Origin of the sequence: Serratia sp. (in: enterobacteria), assembly GCF_051654945.1 — a bacterium.
Lineage (GTDB): Bacteria > Pseudomonadota > Gammaproteobacteria > Enterobacterales > Enterobacteriaceae > Chania.
The window spans coordinates 38,117-63,746 of the sequence record NZ_JBOFZA010000076.1; the positions used below are offsets into that span (position 1 = coordinate 38,117).

Sequence of the window (25,630 nt, forward strand, 5' to 3'; positions counted from 1 at the left end):
CTATGGATTTTTCTTTAACCGAAGAGCAGGAGCTGTTGCTGGCCAGTATTCGGGAACTGATCGGCAATAACTTTTCGGAGGAGTATTTCCGCACCTGCGATCAGACCTCAACCTATCCTCGCGAGTTTATGCGCGCACTGGCCGATAGCGGTATTTCCCTGTTGGGTGTGCCAGAAGAATTCGGCGGCATTCCGGCTGACTATGTCACCCAGATGCTGGCGTTGATGGAAGTCTCCAAATGCGGTGCACCGGCGTTCCTGATCACCAACGGCCAGTGTATTCACAGCATGCGCCGTTTCGGTTCTGCCGAACAGTTGCGCAAGACGGCTGAAAGCACGCTGGAGACCGGCGATCCGGCGTATGCGCTGGCCCTGACCGAACCGGGCGCAGGCTCGGACAACAGCGCCGCCACCACCACCTACACCCGTAAAAATGGCAAAGTGTATCTGAACGGGCAAAAAACCTTCATCACCGGTGCCAAAGAATACCCGTATATGCTGGTACTGGCGCGCGATCCCGAGCCGAAAGATCCGAAAAAGGCCTTCACCCTGTGGTGGATGGAATCCAACAAGCCGGGCATCAAGGTCAATCCGCTGCACAAGATCGGCTGGCATATGCTCAGCACCTGCGAAGTTTACCTCGATAACGTTGAGGTGGATGAGAGCGATATGGTCGGCGAAGAAGGCATGGGTTTCCTCAACGTGATGTACAACTTTGAGATGGAACGCCTGATCAATGCCGCACGCAGCGCCGGTTTCGCCGAGTGCGCATTTGAGGACGCCGCCCGTTACGCCAACCAGCGTATCGCCTTTGGCAAACCGATCGGCCATAACCAGATGATCCAGGAAAAGCTGGCACTGATGGCGATCAAAGTCGACAACATGCGCAATATGGTGATGAAAGTGGCTTGGCAAGCGGATCAGAAACAGTCACTACGTACCAGCGCCGCCCTGTGTAAGCTCCACTGCGCCCGTACGGCCATGGAAGTCATCGATGACGCCATTCAGATTATGGGTGGGCTGGGCTATACGGATGAGGCGCGGGTTTCCCGCTTCTGGCGCGACGTACGCTGCGAAAGGATTGGCGGCGGCACCGATGAAATCATGATTTACATTGCTGGCCGCCAGATCCTGAAAGACTACCAGAGCAAATAAGGCCATAAAGCGCCAGGATACGGCCTGCATCCTGGCGCAAGGCAAAGCCGATTTACCCCAGTAAATACTCTTGTTCCGCCAAGCTGTTGTTGAATTGCTTACGATAATCACTTGGGGAGCAACCCACATGGCGCATAAATAACTTGGCAAAATGATCGACGTTTTCGTACCCTACCCGCCAGGCAATCTCATTAAGGCTGTTATCGGTATTAGTCAGTGTAAATTTGGCCTCGGTAATGCGGCGCTGAATAACGTAGTTAATCGGCGAGATATGATATTCCCTGGCAAACTCATGACAGATATAACTGACGCTGGCGCGGAACTTTTTTGCTAATTGTTCAAGCGTGATCTTTTCATGATAGTTATTATTCAAATAGACCAACACATCTTTCACCAGCACGTCTTTTTTAATGTACCCCAGCTCCGAACGATAAGCGTTTTTAAAGTTCTCATAAAAAAGCGCAGTTAAGGTATAACCATAGGCATCATAAATTGATGAGGTCAGCTCATTTTTCTGCTGGGGTAATCTCACGCCCAACTCATGGAAAATGGTTTTTATCACCTCGACACCTTGCCCGACGGAAACCACCGGACAGGAGTGAGGCTGCAAAACCTGATTCTCTTCCCAGCCCGGAAACTTGAAGCCATGGATGGCACAGGTATAGGTAGTGGCCGGGGAGGCGCTGTCCGAAGCCACCGCGTGCAGGCGGCCGGGCTCAATAACCACGATATCACCGGCATGTGCCACATAGTAAGAGGAGTCGATGACCAGTCTGGCGACACCCTTTTTAACGTAAATCAGCTCACTTTCATTATGATGCACATGGTGCCCAGACTCCCAGTTAGGATCGTCACTGATGACAAACCGCGAGAGTTTTGGCGTCATTCCCTGCTCAAAAAGGGCGTCTTTTTTATTATCGAAACAGCGCTGAAACATGGCAACCTCCACACAAAACAGTTGGCTTTGGCAAAATGATCAGTGGCTAAAATAGAGCGACAGAAAACAATATACAATATGCCCTCAGGGGACTAAAACAAGATAGTTTGCCCAGCATGCAAGATGGCACGAAAATAAAGTCACTACGCTCGCGCCGTCGGCTTACCCTCGCTCACTGGCAGACCTTTTTCCCGCAAAACAATCCATCCGTTATTAGCGGTTTTTTTGCAAGATTGTTGGCAACGAAAACAGATTATCCAGTCGTAAATCCTCCTGCGCACTCGCAATATATTGTCATGCTTTTTTGTTCTTTCCGCTGACATAACGCTCTCTGCCGCCAGCGAGCGACCAACAGGAGATGCCATGAAAATAATAACCTGCTTTAAGCTGGTCCCCGAAGAGCAAGATATTGTGGTTACCGCACAACGTACGCTCAACTTCGATCACGCCGAAGCCAAAATCAGCCAGTTCGATTTGAATGCGATTGAGGCGGCGACCCAGTTGGCAACCGAGAACGATCAGATTACCGCGCTCAGCGTGGGCGGCTCGCTGCTGCAAAACTCCAAGGTGCGTAAAGACGTGCTGTCACGCGGCCCTCACGAACTTTATCTGGTTCAGGATGCGCAGTTGGAAAACGCGCTGCCGATGGATACCGCGCACGCGCTGGCCGCCGCCGCAGATAAGATCGGCTTTGACCTGATGCTGTTTGGCGAAGGTTCCGGGGATTTATACGCTCAGCAGGTGGGCCTGCTGGTCGGGGAGATCCTGCAACTCCCTACCGTGAACGCCGTCAGCAATATTCAATTTGCCGGTGACCATGTGCTGGTTGAGCGCACGCTTGAAGAAGAAGTTGAGGTCCTTGAACTGCCACTTCCTGCGGTTATCTGCGTAACCTCAGACATTAACGTTCCCCGTATACCATCGATGAAAGCGATCCTCGGCGCCGGGAAAAAACCGGTCAATCAATGGCAGGCCAATGATATTGCCTGGAGCCAGACGCCGCCGTTAGCCGAACTCATTGAGATCACCGTACCGCCGCAGAAACAACGCCAACGCATCATTCTGGAAAACGACTCGCCGGAAGCCATTAGCGAATTGGCAGACCATCTGAAAAAAGCGCTGAACTAACCCACGACTGGAGAAAATCATCATGAGTAAACTGACAAACGTATGGGTGTTCAGCGATAACGTTGAGCGCTACGGCGAACTGATGACCGGTGCACGCCAGTGGGGCGAACACGTCTACGCTATCGTGCAGGACAACGAACAGGTTGCCAGGCTCAAGTCTCTGGGCGCAGACGGCATCTACGTGCTGGAGAAAACCGCCGCCCTGCAACGTATCGAGAACTATGCCGAAACCCTGGCCGCCATCCTGAAAGAGGTGAACGGTGAACAAACTCCGGCCTTGGTGCTAATGGCAGCGACCAAGCGCGCTAAAGCACTGACCGCGCGCCTTGGCGTGCTGCTGAACGCAGCGGTGGTGAACGATGTGACTGCCGTACACGTCGATGGGGCTGACTTTATCGCCGAACACCGCATGTACGGCGGGCTGGCCTTCGGTAAAGAGAAAATCAATACCGCCACCGCCATCATCACCCTGGCTCCCGGCGTGATGGAGCCTGCCGCCGCCGACCCGGCGCATGACTGCCTGGTGACTCAGCTCAGCTACGTTGCTCCGCGCCAGGAAATTCTCTGCAAAGAGCGCCGTACCAAAGCGTTGAGTAGCGTCGACCTCAGCAAGGCCAAACGCGTGGTCGGTGTGGGACGCGGGCTGGCGGCGCAGGACGATCTGAAAATGGTTCATGATCTGGCTGCCTTACTCGGAGCGGAAGTTGGCTGTTCTCGTCCTATCGCCGAGGGCGAAAACTGGATGGAACGTGAGCGCTATATCGGTGTATCCGGCGTGCAGCTGAAATCCGATCTTTACCTGATGTTGGGCATTTCCGGGCAGATCCAGCATATGGTCGGCGGCAACGGCGCCAAGATCATTATCGCGGTGAATAAGGACAAGAATGCCCCGATCTTCAACTATGCCGATTACGGCCTGGTGGGCGACATTTATAAAGTGGTCCCAGCCCTGATCGACCAGTTAGGACGTTAACCCTTTGATTCACCGCACGCATCTCGCTGCATATCGGCGGCGAGATAGGGAGCATAAAGCATGTCGGATGATAAATTTGATGCCATCGTGGTCGGCGCTGGCGTTGCAGGCGCCGTAGCCAGCTACGTGATGGCGCAGGCCGGGTTGGATGTACTGGTCATCGAACGTGGCAACAGCGCGGGCAGTAAGAATATGACCGGGGGGCGTCTGTATGCCCATAGCCTGGAAAGCATCATGCCCGGGTTCGCGCAGGAAGCGCCGGTAGAGCGCAAAGTCACCCGCGAGAAGATCTCATTTATGACGGAGAAAAGCGCCGTCACGCTCGATTTTCATAGCGAGAAACCGGACGTTGCCGCCCAGGCGTCTTATACCGTGCTGCGCAATCGCTTCGATCCCTGGTTGATGGAGAAAGCCGAACAGGCCGGAGCGCAGTTGATCTCGGGTGTTCGGGTTGATGGACTGATACGTGAAGGTAATCAGGTCACTGGCGTGCAGGCGGGCGAGGATATCCTGAAGGCCGATGTGGTGATCCTGGCCGACGGCGTGAACTCCATGCTTGGCCGCTCGATTAACCTGGTGCCACCGTCATCGCCACATCACTATGCCGTCGGCGTCAAAGAGCTGATCGGCTTGTCCCCTGCGGTGATCGAAGACCGTTTTAATCTTTCGGGCAATGACGGTGCCGCCTGGCTGTTCGCCGGTTCCCCGTCTAACGGCCTGATGGGGGGCGGATTTCTCTACACCAATCGGGACTCTATCTCCCTCGGGCTGGTATGCGGCCTGGGGGAAATTGGCCATGCGGGGAAAAGCGTGCCCCAGATGCTTGAAGACTTTAAGCAACACCCTTCCATTCGCCCGCTGATCCAGGGCGGCAAGCTGCTGGAATACGGCGCACATCTGGTTCCTGAGGGCGGCAAGGCGATGGTGCCAACGCTGGCCGACGGCGGCGTGATGATCGTCGGCGATGCGGCAGGATTTTGCCTGAACCTGGGCTTTACCATCCGCGGCATGGATCTCGCCATTGCATCTGCCCAGGCCGCCGCCAAAACGGCCATCGCGGCCAGGCAGCGGCAGAACTTTTCCGCCAGCAGTCTGGGGGAATATAAGCACGCGCTGGAGCAGAACTGCGTGATGCATGAGCTGCACCACTTCCGCAAAATCCCGGCGCTGATGGAAAACCCACGCCTGTTTACACAATATCCGCGCATGGTCGCGGACATCATGGCTGATATGTTCATCATCGATGGCCGCCCCACTCAGCCGATGCGCAAGTCCCTGATGAAAAGGGTGAAACAGATTGGCTTGATGAATTTAGTGAAAGACGGCATCAAAGGGGCGACAGCGCTATGAGCAGCGAAAATCCGGTCAACGTAGACGTCAAGCTGGGCATCAACAAGTTTCATGTTAATGAGGGCCATCCGCACATCATTCTGGTGGATAACCCCGATATGGGGGAGTTCCGCAAGCTGGTGCTGGCCTGCCCTGCCGGGCTGTATAAACAAGACAGCGCGGGCAATATCCATTTCGATTCCGCCGGCTGTCTGGAGTGTGGCACCTGCCGCGTGCTGTGCGGCGATACCATTCTGGAGCAGTGGGAATATCCTCTGGGGACGTTTGGCGTCGAGTTCCGCTACGGGTGATCGCCCCTCACCCCAGCCCTCTCCCACAGGGAGAGGGAGCTGGTACGGTGATAGAGGCAGTTACTGCGATCTACCTGCAGTCCTCCGTAAAACGACTCGGTAGCCCAGGTCGATTTCGGCAACCCATAGCAAACTCGATCGGTCCCCTCTCCCTTTGGGAGAGGGTTAGGGTGAGGGGCAATTTTCACCGGACCAGAACATTTCAACATCCCCCAGAAATAATGAATAGAGATAAACCAATGAGTGTCACGATAAAACTCGATCCTGAACGCCGGGCCAAATACCGCCAGCAAGGCTTCTGGGGCGATGCCTCCCTGGCCGATTACTGGCATCAAACCAGGCAGGCCATGCCGGAAAAGATTGCCGTGATCGACAATCGGGGAACCTCCTACACCTATGCTGCCCTCGATCACGCGGCAAGTTGCCTGGCTGCGTGGTTAATTTCCCGTGGTATACAACCGGGCGACCGCGTCGCCTTTCAGCTCCCCGGCTGGTGCGAATTTACCGTGATCTACCTGGCCTGCCTGAAAGCCGGTGCCGTTTCCGTTCCGCTGCTCCCCTCTTGGCGAGAGTCAGAGCTGGTCTGGGTGCTGAACAAATGCCAGGCCAAGGTGCTGTTCGCACCGACCTCATTCAGGAATAGCCGCCCGATCGACCTTATTTTACCGCTGCGCGATCAACTGCCGGGTCTGCTGGAGGTCATTGCCGTCGATAAACTGTCGCCCGCCACCAATACGTTGGCCCTTAGCCAGTTGCTGCGCGACACTCCACCGCTAACCACTCCGGTCAGCACGCAGGGCGATGAACTGGCCGCCGTGCTGTTCACCTCCGGTACCGAGGGCAAACCCAAAGGCGTGATGCTGACGCACAACAATATCCTGGCCAGCGAGCGTGCCTACTGCGCACGGCTCAATCTGACCTGGCTCGATACCTTCCTGATGCCTGCTCCCTTGGGGCATGCCACCGGTTTTTTGCACGGCGTGACGGCCCCCTTTCTGATTGGCGCACGCAGCGTACTGCTGGATATATTTAATCCACTTGATTGCCTTGCCCTGCTGCAACAAGAGCGCTGTACTTGCGTGCTCGGAGCAACCCCCTTTGTCTATGATCTGTTATGCACCCTGCAACAGCAGCCGCACGACATTTCATCGCTGCGCTTCTTCCTGTGCGGTGGCACCACCATCCCGAAAAAAATTGCCCGGGATTGCCTGCAAATGGGCATCAAACTGCTCAGCGTTTATGGCTCGACGGAAAGCTCGCCCCACGCGGTGGTCAACCTGGACGATCCCCTTTCCCGCGTGCTCAACAGCGACGGTTTTGCCGCACCTGGGGTAGAGATCAAAGTGGTGGATGAAAATCGTGACCAACTCCCCAACGGCGAAGAAGGCGAAGAAGCCTCGCGTGGCCCCAACGTATTTATGGGCTATCTGGATGAACCCGAGCTGAGCGCCCGTGCGCTGGATGAGGATGGCTGGTATTACAGCGGCGATCTGTGCCGGATGGATGCTGATGGCTATATCAAAATTACCGGGCGCAAAAAGGATATTATCGTGCGCGGTGGCGAGAATATCAGCAGCCGCGAAGTGGAAGATATTCTGATGCAACACCCGCGCATCCATGATGCCGCAATTGTCGCCATGCCGGATGAGCGATTAGGGGAAAGATCCTGCGCCTACGTGGTGCTTAAGGCCGCATACGGCTCACTCACCCTAAAGGAGATCATTGCTTTCTTTGGCCGCAAACGGGTCGCCAAATACAAATACCCCGAACACCTGGTGGTGGTGGACAGCCTGCCGCGTAATGCCTCGGGCAAGATACAAAAATTCCTGTTACGCCAGGATATCATCCAGCGTCTCGGTGAAGAGGTGCTGTCTCATTGATTATCCAGATGGGCGCAGCAGGCTGCGCCTCAACGGCTTGACCGATCTTACTTTTTAGCGGGTTCGGCATGTATTTCTAGCAAATCGGTATAGGTCACCACCACGCTCTGATTCACCTTCAGATCTTTCAGGCGAGCCTGGATCGCAGGATCTTCAACGGCAATGACTTTCTGACGCCCCGCAGGCCCTTCAAAGGTCACCTGGTGCTTGTTAAGATCAATATGCGTGATCTTCAAGGTCACATTGACCTGATGTATCGCGTTGACGTTGGGATTAGGGTTGTTCTTGGTCGCGTTGCTTTCTTCTTTATAGCTGGTGATCGTCGGGGCCGCCTTACTCAGATCGGTATCAAGCTTAACAATACGTGAGCGAACCACCGTGGCCTGGATCGTATCCCCCGCCTTTAGGTTGGTTAAATCCTTTTCCTGATCGGTCAGTTTAAAACTGACGTTATGCCCTTCTGCACCAGCCAAAACCACGACGCGGTTTTGTTGGTCGACCGAGACCACTTTCGCGGCGAACTGATCCGTTTGCACCTCACCAGCCAAAGGAACAATGTCTGCGTAAGCTGAAGTGATGCTGATGGCAAGAAGGGAAAATGCAGTGGAGGCTTTAATCAACGAACGGATAACTTTCATTATACAACGATCCTTAATGATAAAGAGTCGGTCGGATAGAAATGCATATTTCAGGTAGCCATGGATAACTAGCCAACGTCATGATGCATTTAACCCACATGGCATTGAATCACCACGCTAACCATACCACAGTTGTCATATTCAAAACCTTTTCCACGGGCTGAAACGAGCCAAAAGGCACGTCATGCCCATTAGTCACAAAGCCGGTAACGGCAAATAAAATTGATAGGTTCCGACAGGAAGAATGAAAGGCTCTGGCAACAGGGCTCGAACCTGTGTCCAGTCGGTCCGAGAGCCGACTGCTCTACCACTGAGCTATACCAGAGTTAGGGCTATTATCTACAGCCTGCCAGCACGGTCAAGCAGGCTGACTGCCTTTACCGGAAAAATAGCCTGCCTTGCGGAGTATCAGGGCGATCTCGGGCCGCGCCACCACCACGCCATGAACCAGCTCCGGCGTTGGGACAAACGGCACCGCCTGCCGATTGTGACGTGGGCTGATCCAGCCCTTTTTATAAGGATCGACAGCAAACTGCGCACAGATCCGCTGCACATCGGCTTTGGTACAGCTTGCTGCGCCCGAAAACACCTCCCACGGAAACGGCAGATGCGCCCACACCTGCGTGTCCGGCTCCGGGCCACCGCCCGCCTGATAGTGCCAGGCAGCAACGTCCCCAGCCATCAGGCGTAGCACTTTGCCCAGGCACATCTGTTCAACCATCTGCTCCATACCCAGCACTTCGGCTAGCGCAAGCCACCCTTGTCTGGCACTGTTCCAGGCTCCGGCCAAGGCATTCCAGGTGGAGGAGTCATCACCACGTTTTACAACCATAGTGCGGCGATTGAACGTATTACGTTCCCAGATCAGCTTCAGTAAACCGGCCAACTCATTGAGCTGCGCCAGATAGTGCGTAAACAGGCTCAGCTTTTGCCGATCGTCGAGATGCTGGACGATCTCACGGTCCGGCATGATATGGGCAATGGCATACCACCCCGCCGATGTTGGCTGCTGCTGTACCCGAGCCAGCAGCATCTCGGCAATCTGGTCAAAGGCTCGATCCTGCGCCTGGTTGGTAAATACGCTGCGGCGGTTCATACGAGCGGAAAGCCAGGCAATAAAACAGGCAACATCTGGCGTGGAGGAAAAATCCTCATAGCGGATCAGAGTCGTCAGCCCGGATTTTGCCACCCGGGATGCCTGATACTTTTGCGTTTCCAACTGGTACGTCGCGAGTTTGCTCTCAAAGCGCTGCAAAAAGCGGAACAGCTTGTTATAGCGCCTTTTGGAGATCTCCATTCCCGCCTGCTGCCGCTCTGCGCGGCTCAAACGATCGGCGATAAAATGATTACTGCCCGGTATTTTCTGGATCTCCGCTGACAGTTGCTCAATCAACTGCCTGACCTGCTCAATATCGCTGCAATCAACGGCGTCCAGCGCTGGCGCACAGACAAACAGCTCCCGCGCTTTCGCCACCTGTTTTTGTGGGGCTATGGGTTGCTGGAAATCCTGCATCATCGAGGTCATCTGAACCAGCCCCGACTTCAGCGAACGAGCCGACGCCTGGCGCAATGGGGCTGCTTCAGCCACAGTCAGGGAATCTCCCAACTGCGTGAGGATCAATTCAGCCACATCTTCCGGGCGCAACCGGGTTTGCAGGGAGGAGAACAGCCGGGCAAGGTTATCCATCAGGGCTAATCCATTAAAAGGTTAAAGTCTTATAAGGTCGGCTGACGCGGGTATCAGCCAGTGCATCAAGCAAATGACATACCGTTGACTATATTGATAGAGGTCAATTGATCAACCAGTTTAATGGTGAAACGCTCCCCTCTGCCAAGTTAAACTCATCGCAATGGCCCTGCGCTATTCCTACCTGCGTTCACCGTGGAGCAAGAAATTGTTTAAATGCCTGATAAACCGGCTAACGCTGGTCGCTGTTCTCGCCCTGCCCGCCATGGCCCATGCGGCCCCTGACGTACAGGTGGGATTTTCGCCGGAAGGCTCGGCACGGGAACTGGTGCTGAAGGTCATTGGCAGCGCACATAAATCCATCCAGATGATTGGCTATTCCTTCCAGGCGCCAGATATCACTCAGGCGCTGGTAGCGGCACATCAGCGGGGGGTGGATGTGCGCGTAGTGGTCGATAAACGCCGCAATCAGGGCAAGGTCAGCCAGGCGGCGATTAACTATGCGGCGACTCACGGCGTACAGATGCGTATTGACGGGCATTATCATATCCAGCACGACAAAACGATTATCGTCGATGGCCAGACGGTAGAAACCGGCTCGTTTAACTATGCTCCCTCGGCAGAGACGCAAAACAGTGAAAACGTGGTAGTTCTACGCCATATGCCCGACGTTGCCAGGCAGTTCATCATGCACTGGCAAAGCCGCTGGGATTTGGGCATTCCTTACCCAGTGACGCTTTAGGCCACAAAACAGCCTGATTGATGAATTCCACTCATAGTGCCTATCCTGTCACGCGTGATTATCCCAGCGCCCAATCCTGCTACCGTCAGATATTCTGATCGAAGAAGCTATCAAGCCCGGCCATTGCCTGATCGACATAGCGAGGAACCCAGTAGGTTTCGATATGAGTGGCCCCATCGATAAGGATAAGCCGCTTGTTGTTCGTACCGGTGGCTTTCTTGAAGGCACTCTCTGTCATGTAAAGCGAGTCCGCCTTGCTGCCAGCCATCATCAGCAGCGGTTGATTGATGAGATCCATATTGCTTTGCGCATCAAAGCTCATCAAATCGAGCAGGCTGCTCAGGGTATAGCGGAAAGTGGAATTTGGGTGTGCATGGCTTTTGCCATAATACTCAAAGCCCTGGCGATACAGAGCAAAGGGCAGCTTGGCTATCTGCTCATCGGTCAGCTTGGCATCACCCGTATAGGTGATTTCACCCGTAGCGGCCTCTTTAGCGCGAGCCTCTGAGGCTTGTTTCAGGCGATCCTGGATCGTTGATAACTGGGAGTCCTGGTAGCCGTTACGGCGTACCAACCCAGAGTCAAACATGCTCAATGTCGCCAACGCTTTGAAACGCTTGTCCGTTTGAGCCGCTTTGAGTGAATAGCCGCCACCACCGCAGATGCCAAGCAGTCCGAGACGTTCGGCATCTACGCCAGGATACTGGCTGAGATAGTCGGCCATGCCGTGAATATCCTCAATGCGGTTGGCGGGTTTGTCCACGTTGCGAGGCATACCACCGCTCGCACCCTGATATGCCGCATCCGCGGTGATGGTGATGTATCCCTGTTCTGCCAGACGCTGGGCATACAGCCCGGCAACCTGCTCTTTAACCCCGCCGTTAGGATGCGCTACGACCACCGCAGGGTATTTTTTGGCAGGGTCGTAGTTAGCGGGCGTGTAAACATTGGCCGCGATCTGAATGCCGTGAAGATCGTATTTCACCGGATGAATATTGACCTTGCCCTGAACGTTCTCGGTAATGGCTCCTTCATACGTCAGGGTAAACGGGTTCTGTCGGTAATCGGCGGCATTAGCGCCAGCAGCAACACCAGCCATCGCCGTCAACAGCATGGCATTTAACAATGTGAATTTCATTTTCATCTCCCAATGGGTAAAGACGCACGGAATGGATTGCAGGCCCAGTTTAAGGAGATGTCGCTGACGCAATCATGACAGTTGGATAACAATGTTGTCATTTAACTGGCCAGGGTAACTGACAGAAATGTCAGGGAAATGTCAGCGAAACGAAGGCAATGCAGGGTTAATATCACTCGGCCCCCGGCAGAAAAAGGACACAATGAATGCGACTGTTATTAGTGGAAGATGAAGAGAAAACCTCGTCTTACCTTAGCCGAGCGCTTGGGGAATCAGGCTTTACCGTAGATATCTCCGCCAATGGTGCAGAAGGCCTGCATTACGCGCTGGAGTATGACTATGACGCCATCATCCTCGATGTCATGCTACCGGGGATGGACGGTTATCGGGTATTGGAAGGGCTGCGAGCCAGTAAACAAACGCCCGTGCTGATGCTGTCTGCCCGAGGTACGGTAGATGAGCGTGTCAAAGGACTGCGCCTGGGGGCTGACGATTACCTGCCCAAACCCTTCTCCCTCATTGAGCTGGTTGCCCGCATCCAGGCTTTGGTTCGCCGGCGAACGACCGATGGCGCGGATATTACGCAGTTGCAAATCCACGATCTGCATCTGGATCTGCTGGCTCGCCGGGTATTCCGTGGTGGGCTCCGGCTGGAGCTGACTGCCAAAGAGTTTTCCCTGCTAAGCCTACTGGCACGCCATCAAGGTGAAATTCTGTCGAAGATGATGATTGCCGAACAGGTCTGGGATATGAATTTCGACAGCGATGCCAACGTCGTCGAAGTCGCGGTCAAGCGCCTGCGCGCCAAGATCGATACTCCCTTCGAGGTCACATTGCTGCATACCGTACGTGGTATGGGCTATGTCCTCGAGGTCAGGCCATAGGGAAAAAACACATGTTCAAGCGCTCTATCTCCGGGCATCTGGCATTGATGTTTGCCTTGTGCGCCGTGCTGATGGTTTCCGCCATCGGCTTGCTGATGAGGAGTTCGCTACATGACTCTTTGCAAAAACAGATGCACAACGAGCTGCTGTTTCGCGAGTCACTCATGAGCCCCTGGATCAGTGCACGCAACTCTTCCGAGGGTTGGTCTACCCTCGCACGCAAGTTTACCGATCTGGCCAGTTCCGAAGGCGAGCGCGTTCGTTATTGGATCGTCAGTGACGATCCCCGCTTTAGCGTGGGAGGATCACCGCCAATGGGCGTCAACTGGTCCTCTCTTCGCGAAGGCTTCAATAAAATGCCGGGGGCGTCCGAAGGTGCCTGCTCCCTGTTCCTGCTGGTGAAAACCATTCCTGCCAATGGTGAAAGACCGGTATTGCGTTCTGTGGTTGCCATCGATTCGACGCCTTACATGGGCACCCTGGACGCATTTACCCACACGTTGCTGATCATCACTGCGTTGGGTGTGCTAATTGTTGCCTTGCTGGGCTATGCCATCTCAAGGATCGGTCTACGGCCGGTCGGCGCATTGAGCAGGCAGGCACAACATCTCGCTCCTGGAGATCATGCTCAGCGGCTGGATACAGGGTCATTGCCCAAAGAGCTGCAACAACTGGCCTCCTCGTTTAACGGCGTACTGGAACGTCAGGAAATCGCCTGGCGACAATTGGAGAGTTTCAACGCCGATGTGGCTCACGAGTTACGCACGCCGCTGACGAATCTGATTGGTCAGACACAGCTGGGGCTATCCCGCAGACGATCGCGCGAGGAGCTTGAAGAGCTGCTCGGTTCCAATCTGGAAGAACTCGAACGGATGACGTCCATCGTCAACGATATGCTGTTCCTGTCGCATGCTCATGCAGGGGTTCATGCTTCCCAACTCACGCAGGTCTCTTTGCATGAAGAAACGCTTAAAACGGCAGAATATGTTGAACCCTCATTCGCCGAAAAGCAGCTTTCATTGCAGGTGGCAGGCGACGTTATCGCTCTGATAGACCGGCGGCTGTTCCATCGCTCACTGGCCAACCTGCTTGAAAACAGTGCCAGACATTCACTGCCCCAAAGCACCATTACGGTCCACTTGAGCGAAAAGGATAACCTGGCCCGGGTTGCCGTTTCCAACCCCGGTGAGCCCATTGCGCCCGCACATTTACACCGTTTGTTCGAACGCTTTTATCGGGTGGATCCTTCGCGTACTAACAGCGATACCCACCACGGCCTGGGATTGTCGATCGTACGCGCAGTGGCAATCATGCATCAGGGGGACGTGTTCGCACATAGCGAGGGCGGCATCAATACCTTTGGGCTTACTTTTGCTTTGCCCGCCCCCCCTGGGTTCCGATGCTGTAACGTCGTTACCTATCGCATCTGACAACATTGTCAGGTGCGCGTCAGCCTGACGACATAGGGCTCTGGTTAGAATCAATGCGACAAAAAACGCATTTTTTAATCAAAAAGGACAGGTTCGCATGATGAGAAAAATCAGTTATCTCGGGTTATTACTGCCTCTGGTTAGCTACTCCGCTGTTGCACAACAATCCAGCGCTACAGTGCATATCGCCCCCGCCGGAAGCCAGAACGCGGTTTCTGGACCGGCGGAAAACTTTACCGGACGCGTTCGGGTTGATCCCTTATTCCGTGCCGATAAGGACATCAGCGTTTCCGCAGCTTATGTCACCTTTGAACCGGGAGCCCGTTCAGCCTGGCATACACACCCGGCAGGCCAGCGGCTTATCGTGACCTCCGGCCTGGGTTTGACCCAGCAGGAAGGCCAACCGGTACAAACTATTCGCCCAGGCGATGTGGTGTCATGCCCACCGGGCGTTAAACATTGGCATGGCGCAGCCCCCGGTAGTGCCATGACACATCTGGCGGTCACCGGGATCGTTGCCGGTAACAGCGTTCAGTGGATGGAGAAGGTGACGGAGGAACAATATCATGCACATTAAAACACTCACGGCAGCGGCTTTACTGATCTTGAGCGGTAGTTTCACCGCCAACGCTACATCTGTAACCTCAGGAGCTTCAGAAATGAGTCATCAATCCACTGTTTCCGATTCGTTGTCTGCACGCCAGCAGGCTATCCCCTTGATAGCCTCGTTTATGGCAAGCAGTAACATGGCAAAACTGAATACTGCGCTTAATCAGGGGCTGGATGCCGGCCTGACGGTGAACGAAACCAAGGAGATCCTGGTTCAGCTGTATGCCTACACCGGTTTCCCCCGCAGCCTCAACGCGTTGAATGAATTCATGAAGGTGGTTGAGGCACGTAAACAACGCGGCATCAACGATATTCAGGGTAAAGAGCCCGTCAGCCCGGTTCCCGTAGGGGAGGAACTCCGCCGTATAGGTACGGCTAACCAGACCAAAATCTCTGGTGCACCGGTTCAGGGCCCGCTTTTTGAGTTCGCCCCGGTGATTAACCAGTTCCTGCAAACTCATCTGTTTGGCGACATTTTTGCCCGCGACAATCTTGACTGGCAAAGCCGTGAACTGGCAACGGTCGGCGCATTGGCAGCCACTCCCGGCGTTGAAGCTCAACTACTCTCTCATATGCGGGCCAGCCTGCGCGTTGGGCTAAGTGCCGGGCAACTGCGCCAGCTCGTGCAGGTCTTGCGTGAGCATGGCGAAATTGATGCAGCAACGCGTGCAGAACATGCGCTGCAACAGGCGACACAGTAAAACTACCGACAAGGAGACAGCTTTGAAAAGATCGTTAAAAACTTTGGTGCTATGCGCACTGGCGAGCGGACTTATTGCTCAATCGGTACAGGCTGGGCCACTGGTTATTCAGGATCAAGGCAGCTTTGCGGCCGGTGGTGCCGTTGCTACAGCCCCTGGCACCTTTGATGCCAAACAACCGTTGGATCCTGCCGGCCAGACTTACCACGGCGATCACGCCCGTGTGTTCTATCAAATCCCGCAAAATCCGCATAAATATCCGCTAATCATGCTCCATGGTGCCGGGCAATCTGCTGCTACCTGGCAAACCACCCCGGATGGGCGTGAAGGGTTCCAGAACCTCTTCTTGCGTCGGGGCTTCTCGACCTATCTGGTCGATCAACCACGCAGGGGTAACGCGGGCCGTAGTATGGAGGAAGGCACCGTAACACCGAAACCGGATGAACAGCTGTGGTTCAATCAGTTCCGCCTGGGCGTGTGGCCGGACTATTTCAAGGAGGTACAGTTTTCACATGATAAGGCAGCACTGAACCAGTATTTCCGTCAGATGACGCCGAACACCGGGCCTTTTGATGTTGACGTCATTTCTGACGCCATGTCGGCGGTAGTGGATAAATCCGGCCCGGCCATTCTGTTCACCCATTCGCAGGGCGGCGGGCCAGGCTGGCATACGGCGATGAAAAACAGCAAGGTGAAAGCCATCGTGGCCTTTGAACCGGGCAGCGGCTTCGTGTTCCCCGAAAATCAACTGCCCAAACCGATGCCAAGCGCATTCGATACGCTGAAAGGTGAATCTGTTGCCATGGAACAATTCATGGCGCTGACCAAAATTCCGATCCTGATTATTTATGGCGATAACATTCCCGATCACCCCGTCGCCATGCCCGCACAGGACAGTTGGCGTGTCCGGCTGGCAATGGCCCGCCAGTGGCGTGACGTGGTCAATAAACACGGTGGTGATGTTACGGTGATCCATCTACCTGAGATAGGCATTAAAGGTAATACGCACTTCCCCTTCTCCGATCTGAACAACGTCCAGATTGCCGATCAGGTCAGTCTATTTCTGAAAACAAAAAACCTGCAGTAACGTAAAAGCTGGGTCCATGCGCAAATTAATGAACCCAGCTAATCAACCCTAGCTAATTACACCCTCTAATAGAATAAATCACTCTGCGTTATGCTTTTCATACACCACGTTTGAAGGATAGCGTTATGCAAACAGTAAAACTGAACAACGGTATTGCCATGCCCCTGTTGGGCTTTGGCGTCTTCCAGATGACGGATGCCGCAGAGTGTGAACGCGCCGTTATCGATGCCATTGAAACAGGCTACCGCCTGATTGATACCGCCGCTTCCTACCAGAATGAAACGCAGGTGGGAAATGCACTTAGGCAAAGCGGCATAGCGCGAGATGAACTGTTTATCACCACCAAATTATGGTTGCAGGACACCAGCTATGAAGGGGCGAAAGCGCAGTTTGAACGCTCTCTGAATCGTTTGCAGTTGGATTATGTCGATCTTTATCTGATCCACCAGCCCTACGGCGACGTCCACGGCGCATGGCGTGCGATGGAAGAATTACAACAGGCGGGGAAAATCCGCTCGATTGGCGTGAGCAACTTCCATCCGGACAGACTGGCCGACCTCATGGCATTCAACAAGATCGACCCTGCGGTCAATCAGGTGGAAGTTAACCCGTTCAATCAGCAGCTGCATGCGGTGCCGTGGATGCAGAGCCGTGGCATTCAGCCAGAGGCTTGGGCACCTTTTGCGGAAGGCAAAAATGGCCTGTTCCAACACCCGGTGTTAACCGCCATTGGCGACAAATACGGTAAAAGCGTGGGTCAGGTAGTCCTGCGGTGGATCTTCCAACGCGGCATTGTCTCGCTGGCAAAATCGGTGCGTAAAGCGCGTATGGAAGAAAACATTAACATTCTGGATTTCGAACTCAGTCAGAACGAAATGTTGCAAATTATTGCCCTCGATACCGCAACCAGCGCCTTTTTCTCGCATCGTGACCCAGCCATGGTCGAATGGCTGACCGGCCGCAAACTCGACGTTTAACGACATAAAAATAAGGAATACCCCAATGCAAAAACGTAATCTTGGTAATTCCGGGCTTGAGGTTTCGGCGCTGGGCTTGGGCTGTATGGGCCTCAGCTTCGGCTACGGCCCGGCAACGGATACTCGCCAAGCCGTCGAACTGATCCGCGCCGCCGTTGAGCGTGGTGTGACATTCTTCGATACCGCCGAAGTGTATGGCCCGTATCTGAATGAAGAAGTGGTCGGCGCAGCGTTAAAGCCCTTTCGCGATCGGGTGGTGATCGCCACAAAGTTTGGCTTCACCTTTGGTGCTGATAACAAACAGCAGATTTTAAACAGCCGCCCGGAGCATATCCGTACTGCGGTGGAAGGCTCACTGCGCAGGCTTAAAACCGACGTGATCGATCTGCTGTATCAACACCGCGTCGATCCCGATGTCCCGATTGAGGACGTTGCGGGCGCCGTGAAAGACCTGATTGCTGAAGGCAAGGTCAAACACTTCGGCCTGTCAGAGGCAGGCACGCAAACTATTCGCCGTGCCCATGCGGTCCAGCCGGTTGCTGCCCTGCAAAGCGAATACTCGATGCGGTGGCGTGAGCCTGAGCAGGAAATCCTGCCGGTGCTGGAAGAGTTAGGTATTGGGTTCGTGCCATTCAGTCCATTAGGCAAAGGCTTTTTGACCGGGGCGATCAAGGCCGATACGACGTTCGGTGAGGATGATTTCCGCAGCAAGGTGCCACGTTTTGCCGCAGAGGCGCTGGAAGCGAATGAACGGTTGATCGCCCTGCTGGCTATCCTTGCCGCTGAAAAAGGCGTGACGACGGCTCAAATTGCTCTGACCTGGCTGCTAGCACAAAAACCGTGGATTGTGCCTATCCCTGGAACTACCAAACTGCATCGTCTGGAAGAGAATCTTGGGGCTGCAGAACTCATTCTTGCACAGAGTGATTTGCATAAAATTACTCAGGCGCTGGAAACGGTAAAAATCGCGGGTGAACGTTATCCGGCCGCCTTACAGGCTCGCGTGGGTCGTTAAGGTTTAATCTGGCTTGTGGGCTTCGCAAGCCAGTTATTGTGCATAACGCAACGCGTCAATCAACAGTGCAAAAGCCGGAGGGTGCTGTTTTCTGCTTGGGTAGTAAAGGTAATAACCTGGAAATGAGGGGCACCAATCTGCCAGCACCTGAATAAGCTCACCAGACTTTACCAAGTCCTGGGCCATATCCTCCGGCACACAGGCAAGGCCAAATCCTGACAACACCGCGTCCATTCTTTCCGGCAACAGATTCAACGTCAGTTGCCCCTCGACCCTGACGCGCAGCGGTTTACCCTGTTTCTCAAACTCCCAATGATACAAACCGCCAGCAGTGGGTAAACGCATATTAATACACTGATGATTTTGCAATTCATGTGGCGTCTGCGGAATGCTGTTGGTGGCAAAATACGCTGGCGCGCCCACGACCACCATTCGCATTTCAGGCCCGATCTTCACGGCAACCATGTCCTTATCGACGCTTTCGCCAAGACGCACTCCGGCATCGAAACGTCCCTGCACAATGTCGACAAAACCGTTATCCACCACCAGTTCAACATTGATCTCCGGGTATTGCCGTAGAAACGGCTTTAGCTTTGGCCAGAGCAGGCTGCGCACCGCATGTTCCCCTGCCGAGAGCCGGATATTACCTGAGGCGGAACCGTTTAGTTGAAGGAGGGCTTCCAGCTCCTGTTCAAGATCGGCAATACGGGGTTCCAGACAGGCAATGATCCTTTCACCTGCCTCGGTGGGCGCGACGCTGCGGGTCGTTCTGGTTAGCAGACGGAGATTTAACCGTTCCTCCAATGCCTTTATCGCGTGGCTGAGTGCGGACTGCGACACACCCAGCTTACCCGCTGCTTTGGTAAAACTTCGCTCCCTCGCCACGACAAGAAACACCTGTAGCTCATTGAAGTTTTCTTTCAGCATGCGTATTCCCTTGGTTAACGTTACCCTTGCCAGTATGGGCATAACTTATCAAGCAGGCTCATAGACACTACCATTTTAGGCCCGCTACCGACAAAGGTTGATGATAATTCGCCAACAAAAATGTTCCCGTGCCGTCAGATTTTTTGGATGGTGCTATATTTTATGAACGGCCCCCACTCTTGCGAGAAAGCATATGAAAAGACATCTTTTTTCTGTTGCCGCAGGTGTTATATCTATCAACATGTCATTTCCGGCGTGTATTTCAAAAGTAGATGATAAATATTCTTGATTCATTGCCCATAGCAGTCAATGACAACTTACTCATACACGCCTAACAGACACGGTGGCGCAACCAGCAATGCGGTTACCTCATCCGTCAGGTTGGTTTGCTTAGTCGAGGTCACCATGTTTCTTAATTACTTTGCGTTGGGCGTGCTCATTGTTGTCTTCCTGGTCATTTTCTACGGGATCATCATTATTCATGATATTCCTTACCTGATTGCCAAATCACGCAATCATCCGCATGCGGACGCGATCCATGTCGCGGGATGGGTCAGCTTGTTTACTCTGCATGTGTTGTGGCCATTTTTATGGATATGGGCCACGCTGTACCGGCCAGAGCGAGGTTGGGGAATGCAAGGCCAGTCAGATTCATTTGCCCGCTTAGAGCAAAGGATAAGCGAACTGGAACAAAGCATCAGCGAAACCAAAACACCTTCCGCGGAGTAACCCCATGGACTTGCTCATTATTCTTACCTATGTTGCGCTGGCCTATGGCACATTCAAAATATTTAAAATCCCGGTAAACAAATGGACGGTTCCCACCGCAGCCCTAGGCGGGGTCTTTTTAGTGGGTGCCCTGATTTTATTAATGAATTATAACCACCCCTATACCTTTCAAGCACAAAAGGCCGTGATTTCTATTCCCATTACGCCGCAGGTTACTGGCATCGTTAGTGAGGTCACTGATAAACAGAATACTTTTATAAAAAAAGGCGACGTACTGTTTAAAATAGAACCCACCCGCTATCAGGCTCGTGTCGATAGGTTACAGGCAGATTTAATGACGGCAATCCACAGCATCCAGGTGCTTCAGGGGCAATTAGATGAAGCCGTCGCCCATACATCAGGGGTGATTGCCGAACGCGATCGTTTATATAAGGACTACCAGCGCTATATTAAAGGGAGCCAGGCCAAGGTCAATCCGTTCTCCGAGAGTGATATTGATAACGCCAGGCAAAACTTTCTGGCACAGGATGCGCTGGTGAAAAGTTCACTGGCTGAACAGTCACAGATAAAAAGCCAGTTAAACAGCGTAGTCAACGGAGAACAGTCGCAGATAGTCAGCCTGCGTGCCCAATTAACGGAGGCCAAATACAATCTCGAACAGACCGTGGTGCGAGCTCCCAGTAATGGCTATGTCACCCAGGTGCTTATCCGCCCAGGAACTTATGCTGCGGCGCTGCCACTGCGCCCGGTGATGGTATTTATCCCACAACAAAAACGGCAGCTCGTCGCACAATTCAGACAAAATTCGCTATTACGTCTGCAATCGGGCGATCAGGCCGAGATCGTCTTCAACGCGCTTCCTGGCCAGGTATTCCAGGGGAAACTGACCAGTATCCTTCCCGTCGTTCCCAGCGGAGCGTACCAGGCGCAGGGAACCCTGCAATCATTGAGCATGATACCGGGTTCCGATGGCGTGCTAGCGGTGATTGAATTAGAGCCGAATGCAGAGGTTGATGCCTTGCCTGATGGGATATTTGCCCAGGTGGCGGTGTATTCCGACCACTTTACCCATGTGGCTGTGATGCGTAAGGTGCTGTTACGCATGACCAGCTGGATGCACTATCTCTACCTGGATCATTGATCGTAAAGAAGTTGCGCATCAACCGAGGGGCGTGCTGCGCTGCGCCCCTGGACGGCAAGCCGGCAGGAGTGCCAACCTCTCTAACTAGATCACACTTTTCAGGCTGGTCTATTCCCTTGCAAATACTGTGTGTTACTATTGACTCGTAAAACCCTTTCAACTCATACCGAGGCTTTGATGCTGGAGAATGTAATCATCCGATAATCAGCTTCCCGACCTTTTCAGGCCGGACTGATTATCAATGCGCCGAAATCGAATGCGGACACCGCTGTGTGTTTGCACGTTTTGCATATGATGATTAACAGGTTTTTCAGCATGAATTTATCCCGTCAGGAACAACGTACCTTACACGTTCTCGCCAAAGGTGGACGTATTGCGCACGTCCGCGACTCATCCGGCCGCGTCACCTCCGTTGAATGCTATAGCCGTGAAGGGCTGTTGCTCAGCGACTGCACGCTCGCCGTGTTCAAAAAACTCAAAACCAAAAAACTGATCAAGTCCGTCAAGGGCCAACCGTACCGCATTAACACTAGCGGACTGAACAACGTTCGCGCCCAGTTGGACAACCGCTAAGGACACCGTCATGGATATCAACACGATTATTTCTGGCCCGTATCCCCTAAAACTATTGCCAGATGAAAGCAAAATCCCCTGGGATGATGCGGGCTTCAGCCAGCGAATGCTGGAGAATCATCTGTCGCAGGAGCACGACTGGGCCAGCCGCAAACTGCCGGTCATTGAACAACAGGTGACATGGATCACCAGCCAGCTCCATGCAGGTGCACGCATTCTCGATCTCGGCTGCGGTCCCGGCTTTTACACTCACATGCTTGCAGAGCGCGGCTTTCACTGTACTGGCGTAGATTTCTCTCCGGCATCAATCACCTATGCTCGTCAGCAAGCACAGACGGCAGGACTGGATATTGAGTATCTGCAACAGGACGTACGGGCGTACTCCCCGGCTCAGCAGTTTGATTTCATTATGATGACCTTTGGTGAGTTGAACGTCTTCAGCGCGCTGGATGCGCATGCCTTACTCAGCCACTGCGCACAGTGGTTGGTTTCTGGAGGAAAACTGCTCACAGAAGTACATACCTTCGATGAAATCAAACGTCAGGGTATGGCAGCACCTGCCTGGCAACGCTGCCCGCAGGGGCTGTTTCTCGCCAGACCCCACTTGCTATTGACGGAACATGGCTGGGATGAAGAGGCCCAAACCAGCTCAACGTTGTTCTGGGCCATCGATGAAAGTGGGAACGCCACTCGTTTTGGTAACCAAATGACGGCCTGGCACGATGAGGAATATCTCAGCCTTTTCAGTGATTGCGGTTTCACCTCGCTCCCCCGCCCGGCTAGTACCGCATGGCCAGTCAGCCAGACGTTCGATGGAAAACTGTTTGCCCTGTTGGCGGAAAAGCAATGATAGCGGCCTCTGAGGGAATCCCCCTTAAAACACAAATCAATGAAAGGAATTCTACATTGGATATCCCACGTATTTTTACTATTTGCGAAAGTGCTCACCGCATCCATAACCCTTTCACGCCAGAGAAGTTCGCGACTCTCGGCGCGGCGTTACGTATGGAACCTGGCAGGCGAGTGCTCGACCTCGGCAGCGGCTCGGGTGAGATGCTCTGCACCTGGGCCCGCGATTACGCCATTACCGGTACCGGCATCGACATGAGCCCGTTATTTACCCAACAGGCCAAACTGCGGGCTGACGAGCTTGGCGTCGCCGAACGCATCGAGTTTATTCATAACGATGCCTCCGGTTACGTAACTGAAGAAAAATGCGACGTAGCGGCCTGCGTCGGGGCCACCTGGATTGGAGGAGGCGTCGCTGGCACGATGGAACTGTTGAGCAAGAGCCTCAATTCAGGCGGGATCCTGCTTATCGGTGAGCCTTACTGGCGTCTGTTGCCACCAACGGAAAAGATCGCCATAGAGTGCGGAGCCACTGCCCTTTCCGACTTCCTCACCCTTCCTGAACTTGTCTCCTCATTCGGTACGCTCGGTTACGACGTGGTGGAAATGGTGCTGGCAGATCAGGAGGGCTGGGACAGATACGTAGCCGCTATGTGGCTGACTATGCGCCGGTGGCTAGAGTCCAACCCCGATGATGATATGGCAGAGGAAGTCCGGACGCAGTTAACGACAGCGCCTAAACGCCATGTGGCCTATACACGTGAGTACCTTGGCTGGGGAGTGTTTGCGTTGATGGCACGGTGATATGAGTCTGTCGGTATAGCCTGACAGGCTATACCGACACTTAACAATGAAGTTAAGGAAAGACATTCCAAAAAAACTTGGGGCTCAACTGCCTTTGTAGGTTGAATAGCCATATTGGCTCAACAGTAAAGGAATATGCAGTTTCTCGTTGGTCCGGCTCACCGTAAACAATACCGGAATTTCCGGGAAGAAAGACCCCAACTTTTGGGTGTTGAAATAATCGCCGGTTTTAAAGGTCACTTTATAAACGCCAGGCTGCATATCCTGCTCCTGCGGAAACAAGGATTTGATGCGGCCATCATCGTCGGTTTTACCGCTTGCCAACGTTGCCCAGCCGTCGCCCTGCTGTTTTTCCAGGATAACGGCAACCTGTGGCGAGGGAAGACCTGTTTGTTGATTTAATATATGAACGCTGAGCGTCCCCACGGGAGCACTGAATGCTGCCGGAACCACCGCAAGGGAAGATAAGAGGATGAGACCTGTGATTTTGTTCATTTTTCTGCCTATTGGTTAATGAAAAACAACAAAAATGTAGCATTGATTCTCCGAAAAAATGTTCAACTTTTCGTTATATTTGGCTTAACCCCAGCGTGATAAGGGGCCTAAAGCTAAAGATTTTTTGATGAATCCCCCTTAATCCCTGTTTGCTGCACGACAGCCAGAAACAACAAGGGCGCAGTATTTGCACACTGCGCCCTTGGGTAGCATTAACCAGACCTGGCTCTTAGCTACGAACCAAATCGTCGCCGTAGCCAATCCATTTATAAGTCGTCAGCGCGTCTAACCCCATTGGGCCGCGAGCATGCAGCTTCTGGGTGCTGACGGCCACTTCGGCCCCCAAACCAAACTGACCACCGTCAGTAAAGCGGGTGCTGGCATTGACGTACACCGCAGAGGAATCCACCGCGCGGACAAAATACTCGGCGTTGCTCAGCGAGCGCGTCAGAATAGCGTCGGAATGGCTGGTGCCGTGCGTGCGAATATGGTCGATAGCCTGATTGATATCATCCACCAGCGTCACGTTCAGATCTAACGATAACCATTCGTCATCGTAATCTTCTGCGGCAACCGCAACCACCTTCGCTGGCCCTTCCTGCAACAACGGCATGGCGTTATCGCTGGCGTGCAACGTTACACCAACGGCGGCCATACGCGCGCTCAGCGCCGGCAGGAAGCTGTTGGCAATAGTGCGGTTAACCAACAGGGTTTCAACCGAGTTGCAGGCACTTGGCCGCTGGATCTTGGCGTTCTCGATAACGGTCAGCGCCTTGTCGTAATCCACGCTGTCGTCGACATAGATATGGCACACGCCGATACCGCCGGTGATCACCGGAATGGTCGACTGCTCGCGGCACAGCTTATGCAGTCCGGCACCGCCCCGTGGGATCAGCATGTCGACATAGCGATCCATACGCAGTAGTTCATTGACCAACTCACGATCCGGGCTTTCGATCGCCTGCACCGCCGCCGCAGGCAGACCGCATTGTTCCAACGCCTGCTGGATCACTTTCACCGTCGCCTGATTGGTGTGGTGCGTCTCTTTACCACCGCGCAAGATCACCGCATTACCGGTTTTCAGGCACAGGCTGGCAACGTCGATGGTGACGTTGGGCCGCGCTTCATAAATCACGCCGATTACCCCGAGTGGCACCCGGCGACGCTCCAGCTTCAGGCCGCTATCCAGCAGGTTGCCGTCCAGCACGTGGCCAACCGGATCGTTCAGGCGGCAAACCTGACGCACATCGTTGGCGATCGCTGCCAAACGTGCAGGAGTTAGCAACAACCGATCCAACAGGGCCTCACTCATCCCGCTGGCACGCGCCTGCGCCATATCCTGCTCGTTCGCCTGTAGGATCTCTTCGCTGCGAGCTTCCAGCATATCGGCCATCACCGCCAACACCTGGTTCTTTTTCGCCGTGCTCAGTACCGCCAACTGCCAGGAAGCCTGCTTGGCGGCCTTCCCCATCTGCTCGAGCATGTTTACTCC

General features: G+C 53.9%; 26 protein-coding genes and 1 tRNA gene. 19 read left to right on the forward strand and 8 right to left on the reverse strand.

Going from position 1 to position 25,630, the window contains the following annotated elements:
- Positions 1–2 precede the first annotated feature (2 nt).
- Positions 3–1,154, forward strand: a complete 1,152-nt coding sequence (locus ACRDCA_RS15485; protein ID WP_438690331.1) for an acyl-CoA dehydrogenase — start codon at positions 3–5, stop codon at positions 1,152–1,154.
- Between the two features lie 52 nt (positions 1,155–1,206).
- On the opposite strand, the gene ACRDCA_RS15490 is transcribed toward ACRDCA_RS15485, so the two are convergent.
- Positions 1,207–2,091, reverse strand: a complete 885-nt coding sequence (locus ACRDCA_RS15490; protein WP_438690332.1) for an AraC family transcriptional regulator — start codon at positions 2,089–2,091, stop codon at positions 1,207–1,209.
- Positions 2,092–2,454: 363 nt separating this feature from the next.
- Between ACRDCA_RS15490 and ACRDCA_RS15495 the strand changes: the two genes are divergently transcribed.
- The 5 genes from ACRDCA_RS15495 (at position 2,455) to fadK (ending at position 7,712) form a co-directional block, all read left to right on the forward strand.
- On the forward strand, positions 2,455–3,219 hold the full coding sequence (locus ACRDCA_RS15495; protein WP_438690333.1) for an electron transfer flavoprotein: 765 nt from the start codon (positions 2,455–2,457) through the stop codon (positions 3,217–3,219).
- Positions 3,220–3,241: 22 nt separating this feature from the next.
- On the forward strand, positions 3,242–4,192 hold the full coding sequence (locus tag ACRDCA_RS15500; RefSeq protein WP_438690334.1) for an electron transfer flavoprotein subunit alpha: 951 nt from the start codon (positions 3,242–3,244) through the stop codon (positions 4,190–4,192).
- Positions 4,193–4,252: 60 nt separating this feature from the next.
- Positions 4,253–5,542: an FAD-dependent oxidoreductase gene (locus ACRDCA_RS15505; RefSeq protein WP_438690335.1), complete on the forward strand. Its 1,290-nt coding sequence runs from the start codon at positions 4,253–4,255 to the stop codon at positions 5,540–5,542.
- Positions 5,539–5,832 carry a ferredoxin family protein gene (locus ACRDCA_RS15510; RefSeq protein ID WP_438690336.1) on the forward strand — a complete coding sequence of 98 codons (294 nt, stop codon included), beginning with the start codon at positions 5,539–5,541 and terminating at the stop codon, positions 5,830–5,832. Before ACRDCA_RS15505 ends, ACRDCA_RS15510 begins: the two co-directional genes overlap by 4 nt.
- Before the next feature lie 239 nt (positions 5,833–6,071).
- Entirely contained in the window at positions 6,072–7,712 is a 1,641-nt protein-coding gene (fadK, locus tag ACRDCA_RS15515; protein ID WP_438690337.1) for a medium-chain fatty-acid--CoA ligase, read from the forward strand.
- A 47-nt stretch (positions 7,713–7,759) separates the two neighbouring features.
- Here fadK and ACRDCA_RS15520 read toward each other — a convergent pair whose 3' ends face one another.
- The 3 genes from ACRDCA_RS15520 to ACRDCA_RS15530 form a co-directional block, all read right to left on the reverse strand.
- Complete coding sequence (locus ACRDCA_RS15520; RefSeq protein WP_438690338.1) at positions 7,760–8,350, reverse strand: hypothetical protein; 591 nt, start codon at positions 8,348–8,350, stop codon at positions 7,760–7,762.
- 252 nt (positions 8,351–8,602) lie between these two features.
- Positions 8,603–8,675 (reverse strand) — tRNA-Glu (locus ACRDCA_RS15525).
- Between the two features lie 33 nt (positions 8,676–8,708).
- Positions 8,709–10,037, reverse strand: a complete 1,329-nt coding sequence (locus tag ACRDCA_RS15530; RefSeq protein ID WP_438690339.1) for a hypothetical protein — start codon at positions 10,035–10,037, stop codon at positions 8,709–8,711.
- Between the two features lie 265 nt (positions 10,038–10,302).
- Here ACRDCA_RS15530 and ACRDCA_RS15535 point away from each other — a divergent pair, with 265 nt between their 5' ends.
- Positions 10,303–10,779 (forward strand): phospholipase D family protein, encoded by a 477-nt coding sequence (locus ACRDCA_RS15535; protein WP_438690414.1) that lies wholly within the window; start codon positions 10,303–10,305, stop codon positions 10,777–10,779.
- Between the two features lie 85 nt (positions 10,780–10,864).
- Here ACRDCA_RS15535 and ACRDCA_RS15540 read toward each other — a convergent pair whose 3' ends face one another.
- Positions 10,865–11,917 carry an alpha/beta hydrolase gene (locus ACRDCA_RS15540; RefSeq protein ID WP_438690340.1) on the reverse strand — a complete coding sequence of 351 codons (1,053 nt, stop codon included), beginning with the start codon at positions 11,915–11,917 and terminating at the stop codon, positions 10,865–10,867.
- Positions 11,918–12,123: 206 nt separating this feature from the next.
- On the opposite strand from ACRDCA_RS15540, the gene ACRDCA_RS15545 reads away from it, so the two are divergent.
- The 7 genes from ACRDCA_RS15545 (at position 12,124) to ACRDCA_RS15575 (ending at position 18,620) form a co-directional block, all read left to right on the forward strand.
- Complete coding sequence (locus ACRDCA_RS15545; protein ID WP_438690341.1) at positions 12,124–12,801, forward strand: heavy metal response regulator transcription factor; 678 nt, start codon at positions 12,124–12,126, stop codon at positions 12,799–12,801.
- A gap of 11 nt (positions 12,802–12,812) precedes the next feature.
- A complete protein-coding gene (locus ACRDCA_RS15550; protein ID WP_438690342.1) occupies positions 12,813–14,231 on the forward strand; it encodes a heavy metal sensor histidine kinase in 1,419 nt (472 codons plus the stop codon).
- A gap of 97 nt (positions 14,232–14,328) precedes the next feature.
- Positions 14,329–14,808, forward strand: coding sequence for a (R)-mandelonitrile lyase (locus tag ACRDCA_RS15555; RefSeq protein WP_438690343.1), 480 nt, complete (start codon positions 14,329–14,331; stop codon positions 14,806–14,808).
- Positions 14,798–15,541: a carboxymuconolactone decarboxylase family protein gene (locus ACRDCA_RS15560; RefSeq protein WP_438690344.1), complete on the forward strand. Its 744-nt coding sequence runs from the start codon at positions 14,798–14,800 to the stop codon at positions 15,539–15,541. Before ACRDCA_RS15555 ends, ACRDCA_RS15560 begins: the two co-directional genes overlap by 11 nt.
- Positions 15,542–15,563: 22 nt before the next feature.
- A complete protein-coding gene (locus ACRDCA_RS15565; RefSeq protein WP_438690345.1) occupies positions 15,564–16,628 on the forward strand; it encodes an alpha/beta hydrolase in 1,065 nt (354 codons plus the stop codon).
- Positions 16,629–16,753: 125 nt separating this feature from the next.
- The gene (locus ACRDCA_RS15570) at positions 16,754–17,605 is read left to right on the forward strand and encodes an aldo/keto reductase (RefSeq protein ID WP_438690346.1); all 852 of its coding nucleotides are present in this window, start codon (positions 16,754–16,756) and stop codon (positions 17,603–17,605) included.
- Positions 17,606–17,630: 25 nt separating this feature from the next.
- Positions 17,631–18,620 carry an aldo/keto reductase gene (locus ACRDCA_RS15575; protein ID WP_438690347.1) on the forward strand — a complete coding sequence of 330 codons (990 nt, stop codon included), beginning with the start codon at positions 17,631–17,633 and terminating at the stop codon, positions 18,618–18,620.
- A 33-nt stretch (positions 18,621–18,653) separates the two neighbouring features.
- Here the strand turns inward: ACRDCA_RS15575 and ACRDCA_RS15580 are convergent, their stop codons facing one another.
- On the reverse strand, positions 18,654–19,547 hold the full coding sequence (locus tag ACRDCA_RS15580) for a LysR family transcriptional regulator (protein ID WP_438690348.1): 894 nt from the start codon (positions 19,545–19,547) through the stop codon (positions 18,654–18,656).
- A 405-nt stretch (positions 19,548–19,952) separates the two neighbouring features.
- On the opposite strand from ACRDCA_RS15580, the gene ACRDCA_RS15585 reads away from it, so the two are divergent.
- From ACRDCA_RS15585 to ACRDCA_RS15605, 5 genes are all read left to right on the forward strand, one after another.
- The gene (locus ACRDCA_RS15585) at positions 19,953–20,276 is read left to right on the forward strand and encodes a DUF3302 domain-containing protein (RefSeq protein ID WP_438690415.1); all 324 of its coding nucleotides are present in this window, start codon (positions 19,953–19,955) and stop codon (positions 20,274–20,276) included.
- Between the two features lie 4 nt (positions 20,277–20,280).
- Entirely contained in the window at positions 20,281–21,417 is a 1,137-nt protein-coding gene (locus ACRDCA_RS15590; RefSeq protein ID WP_438690349.1) for an HlyD family secretion protein, read from the forward strand.
- 315 nt (positions 21,418–21,732) lie between these two features.
- Positions 21,733–21,990, forward strand: a complete 258-nt coding sequence (locus ACRDCA_RS15595) for a YjhX family toxin (protein ID WP_025122450.1) — start codon at positions 21,733–21,735, stop codon at positions 21,988–21,990.
- Between the two features lie 10 nt (positions 21,991–22,000).
- On the forward strand, positions 22,001–22,840 hold the full coding sequence (locus ACRDCA_RS15600; protein ID WP_438690350.1) for a class I SAM-dependent methyltransferase: 840 nt from the start codon (positions 22,001–22,003) through the stop codon (positions 22,838–22,840).
- A gap of 56 nt (positions 22,841–22,896) precedes the next feature.
- Complete coding sequence (locus ACRDCA_RS15605) at positions 22,897–23,643, forward strand: SAM-dependent methyltransferase (protein WP_438690351.1); 747 nt, start codon at positions 22,897–22,899, stop codon at positions 23,641–23,643.
- 84 nt (positions 23,644–23,727) lie between these two features.
- On the opposite strand, the gene uraH is transcribed toward ACRDCA_RS15605, so the two are convergent.
- A complete protein-coding gene (gene uraH, locus ACRDCA_RS15610; protein WP_438690352.1) occupies positions 23,728–24,138 on the reverse strand; it encodes a hydroxyisourate hydrolase in 411 nt (136 codons plus the stop codon).
- A 229-nt stretch (positions 24,139–24,367) separates the two neighbouring features.
- Positions 24,368–25,621 carry a glutamate-5-semialdehyde dehydrogenase gene (proA, locus tag ACRDCA_RS15615; RefSeq protein ID WP_438690353.1) on the reverse strand — a complete coding sequence of 418 codons (1,254 nt, stop codon included), beginning with the start codon at positions 25,619–25,621 and terminating at the stop codon, positions 24,368–24,370.
- Positions 25,622–25,630 lie beyond the last annotated feature (9 nt).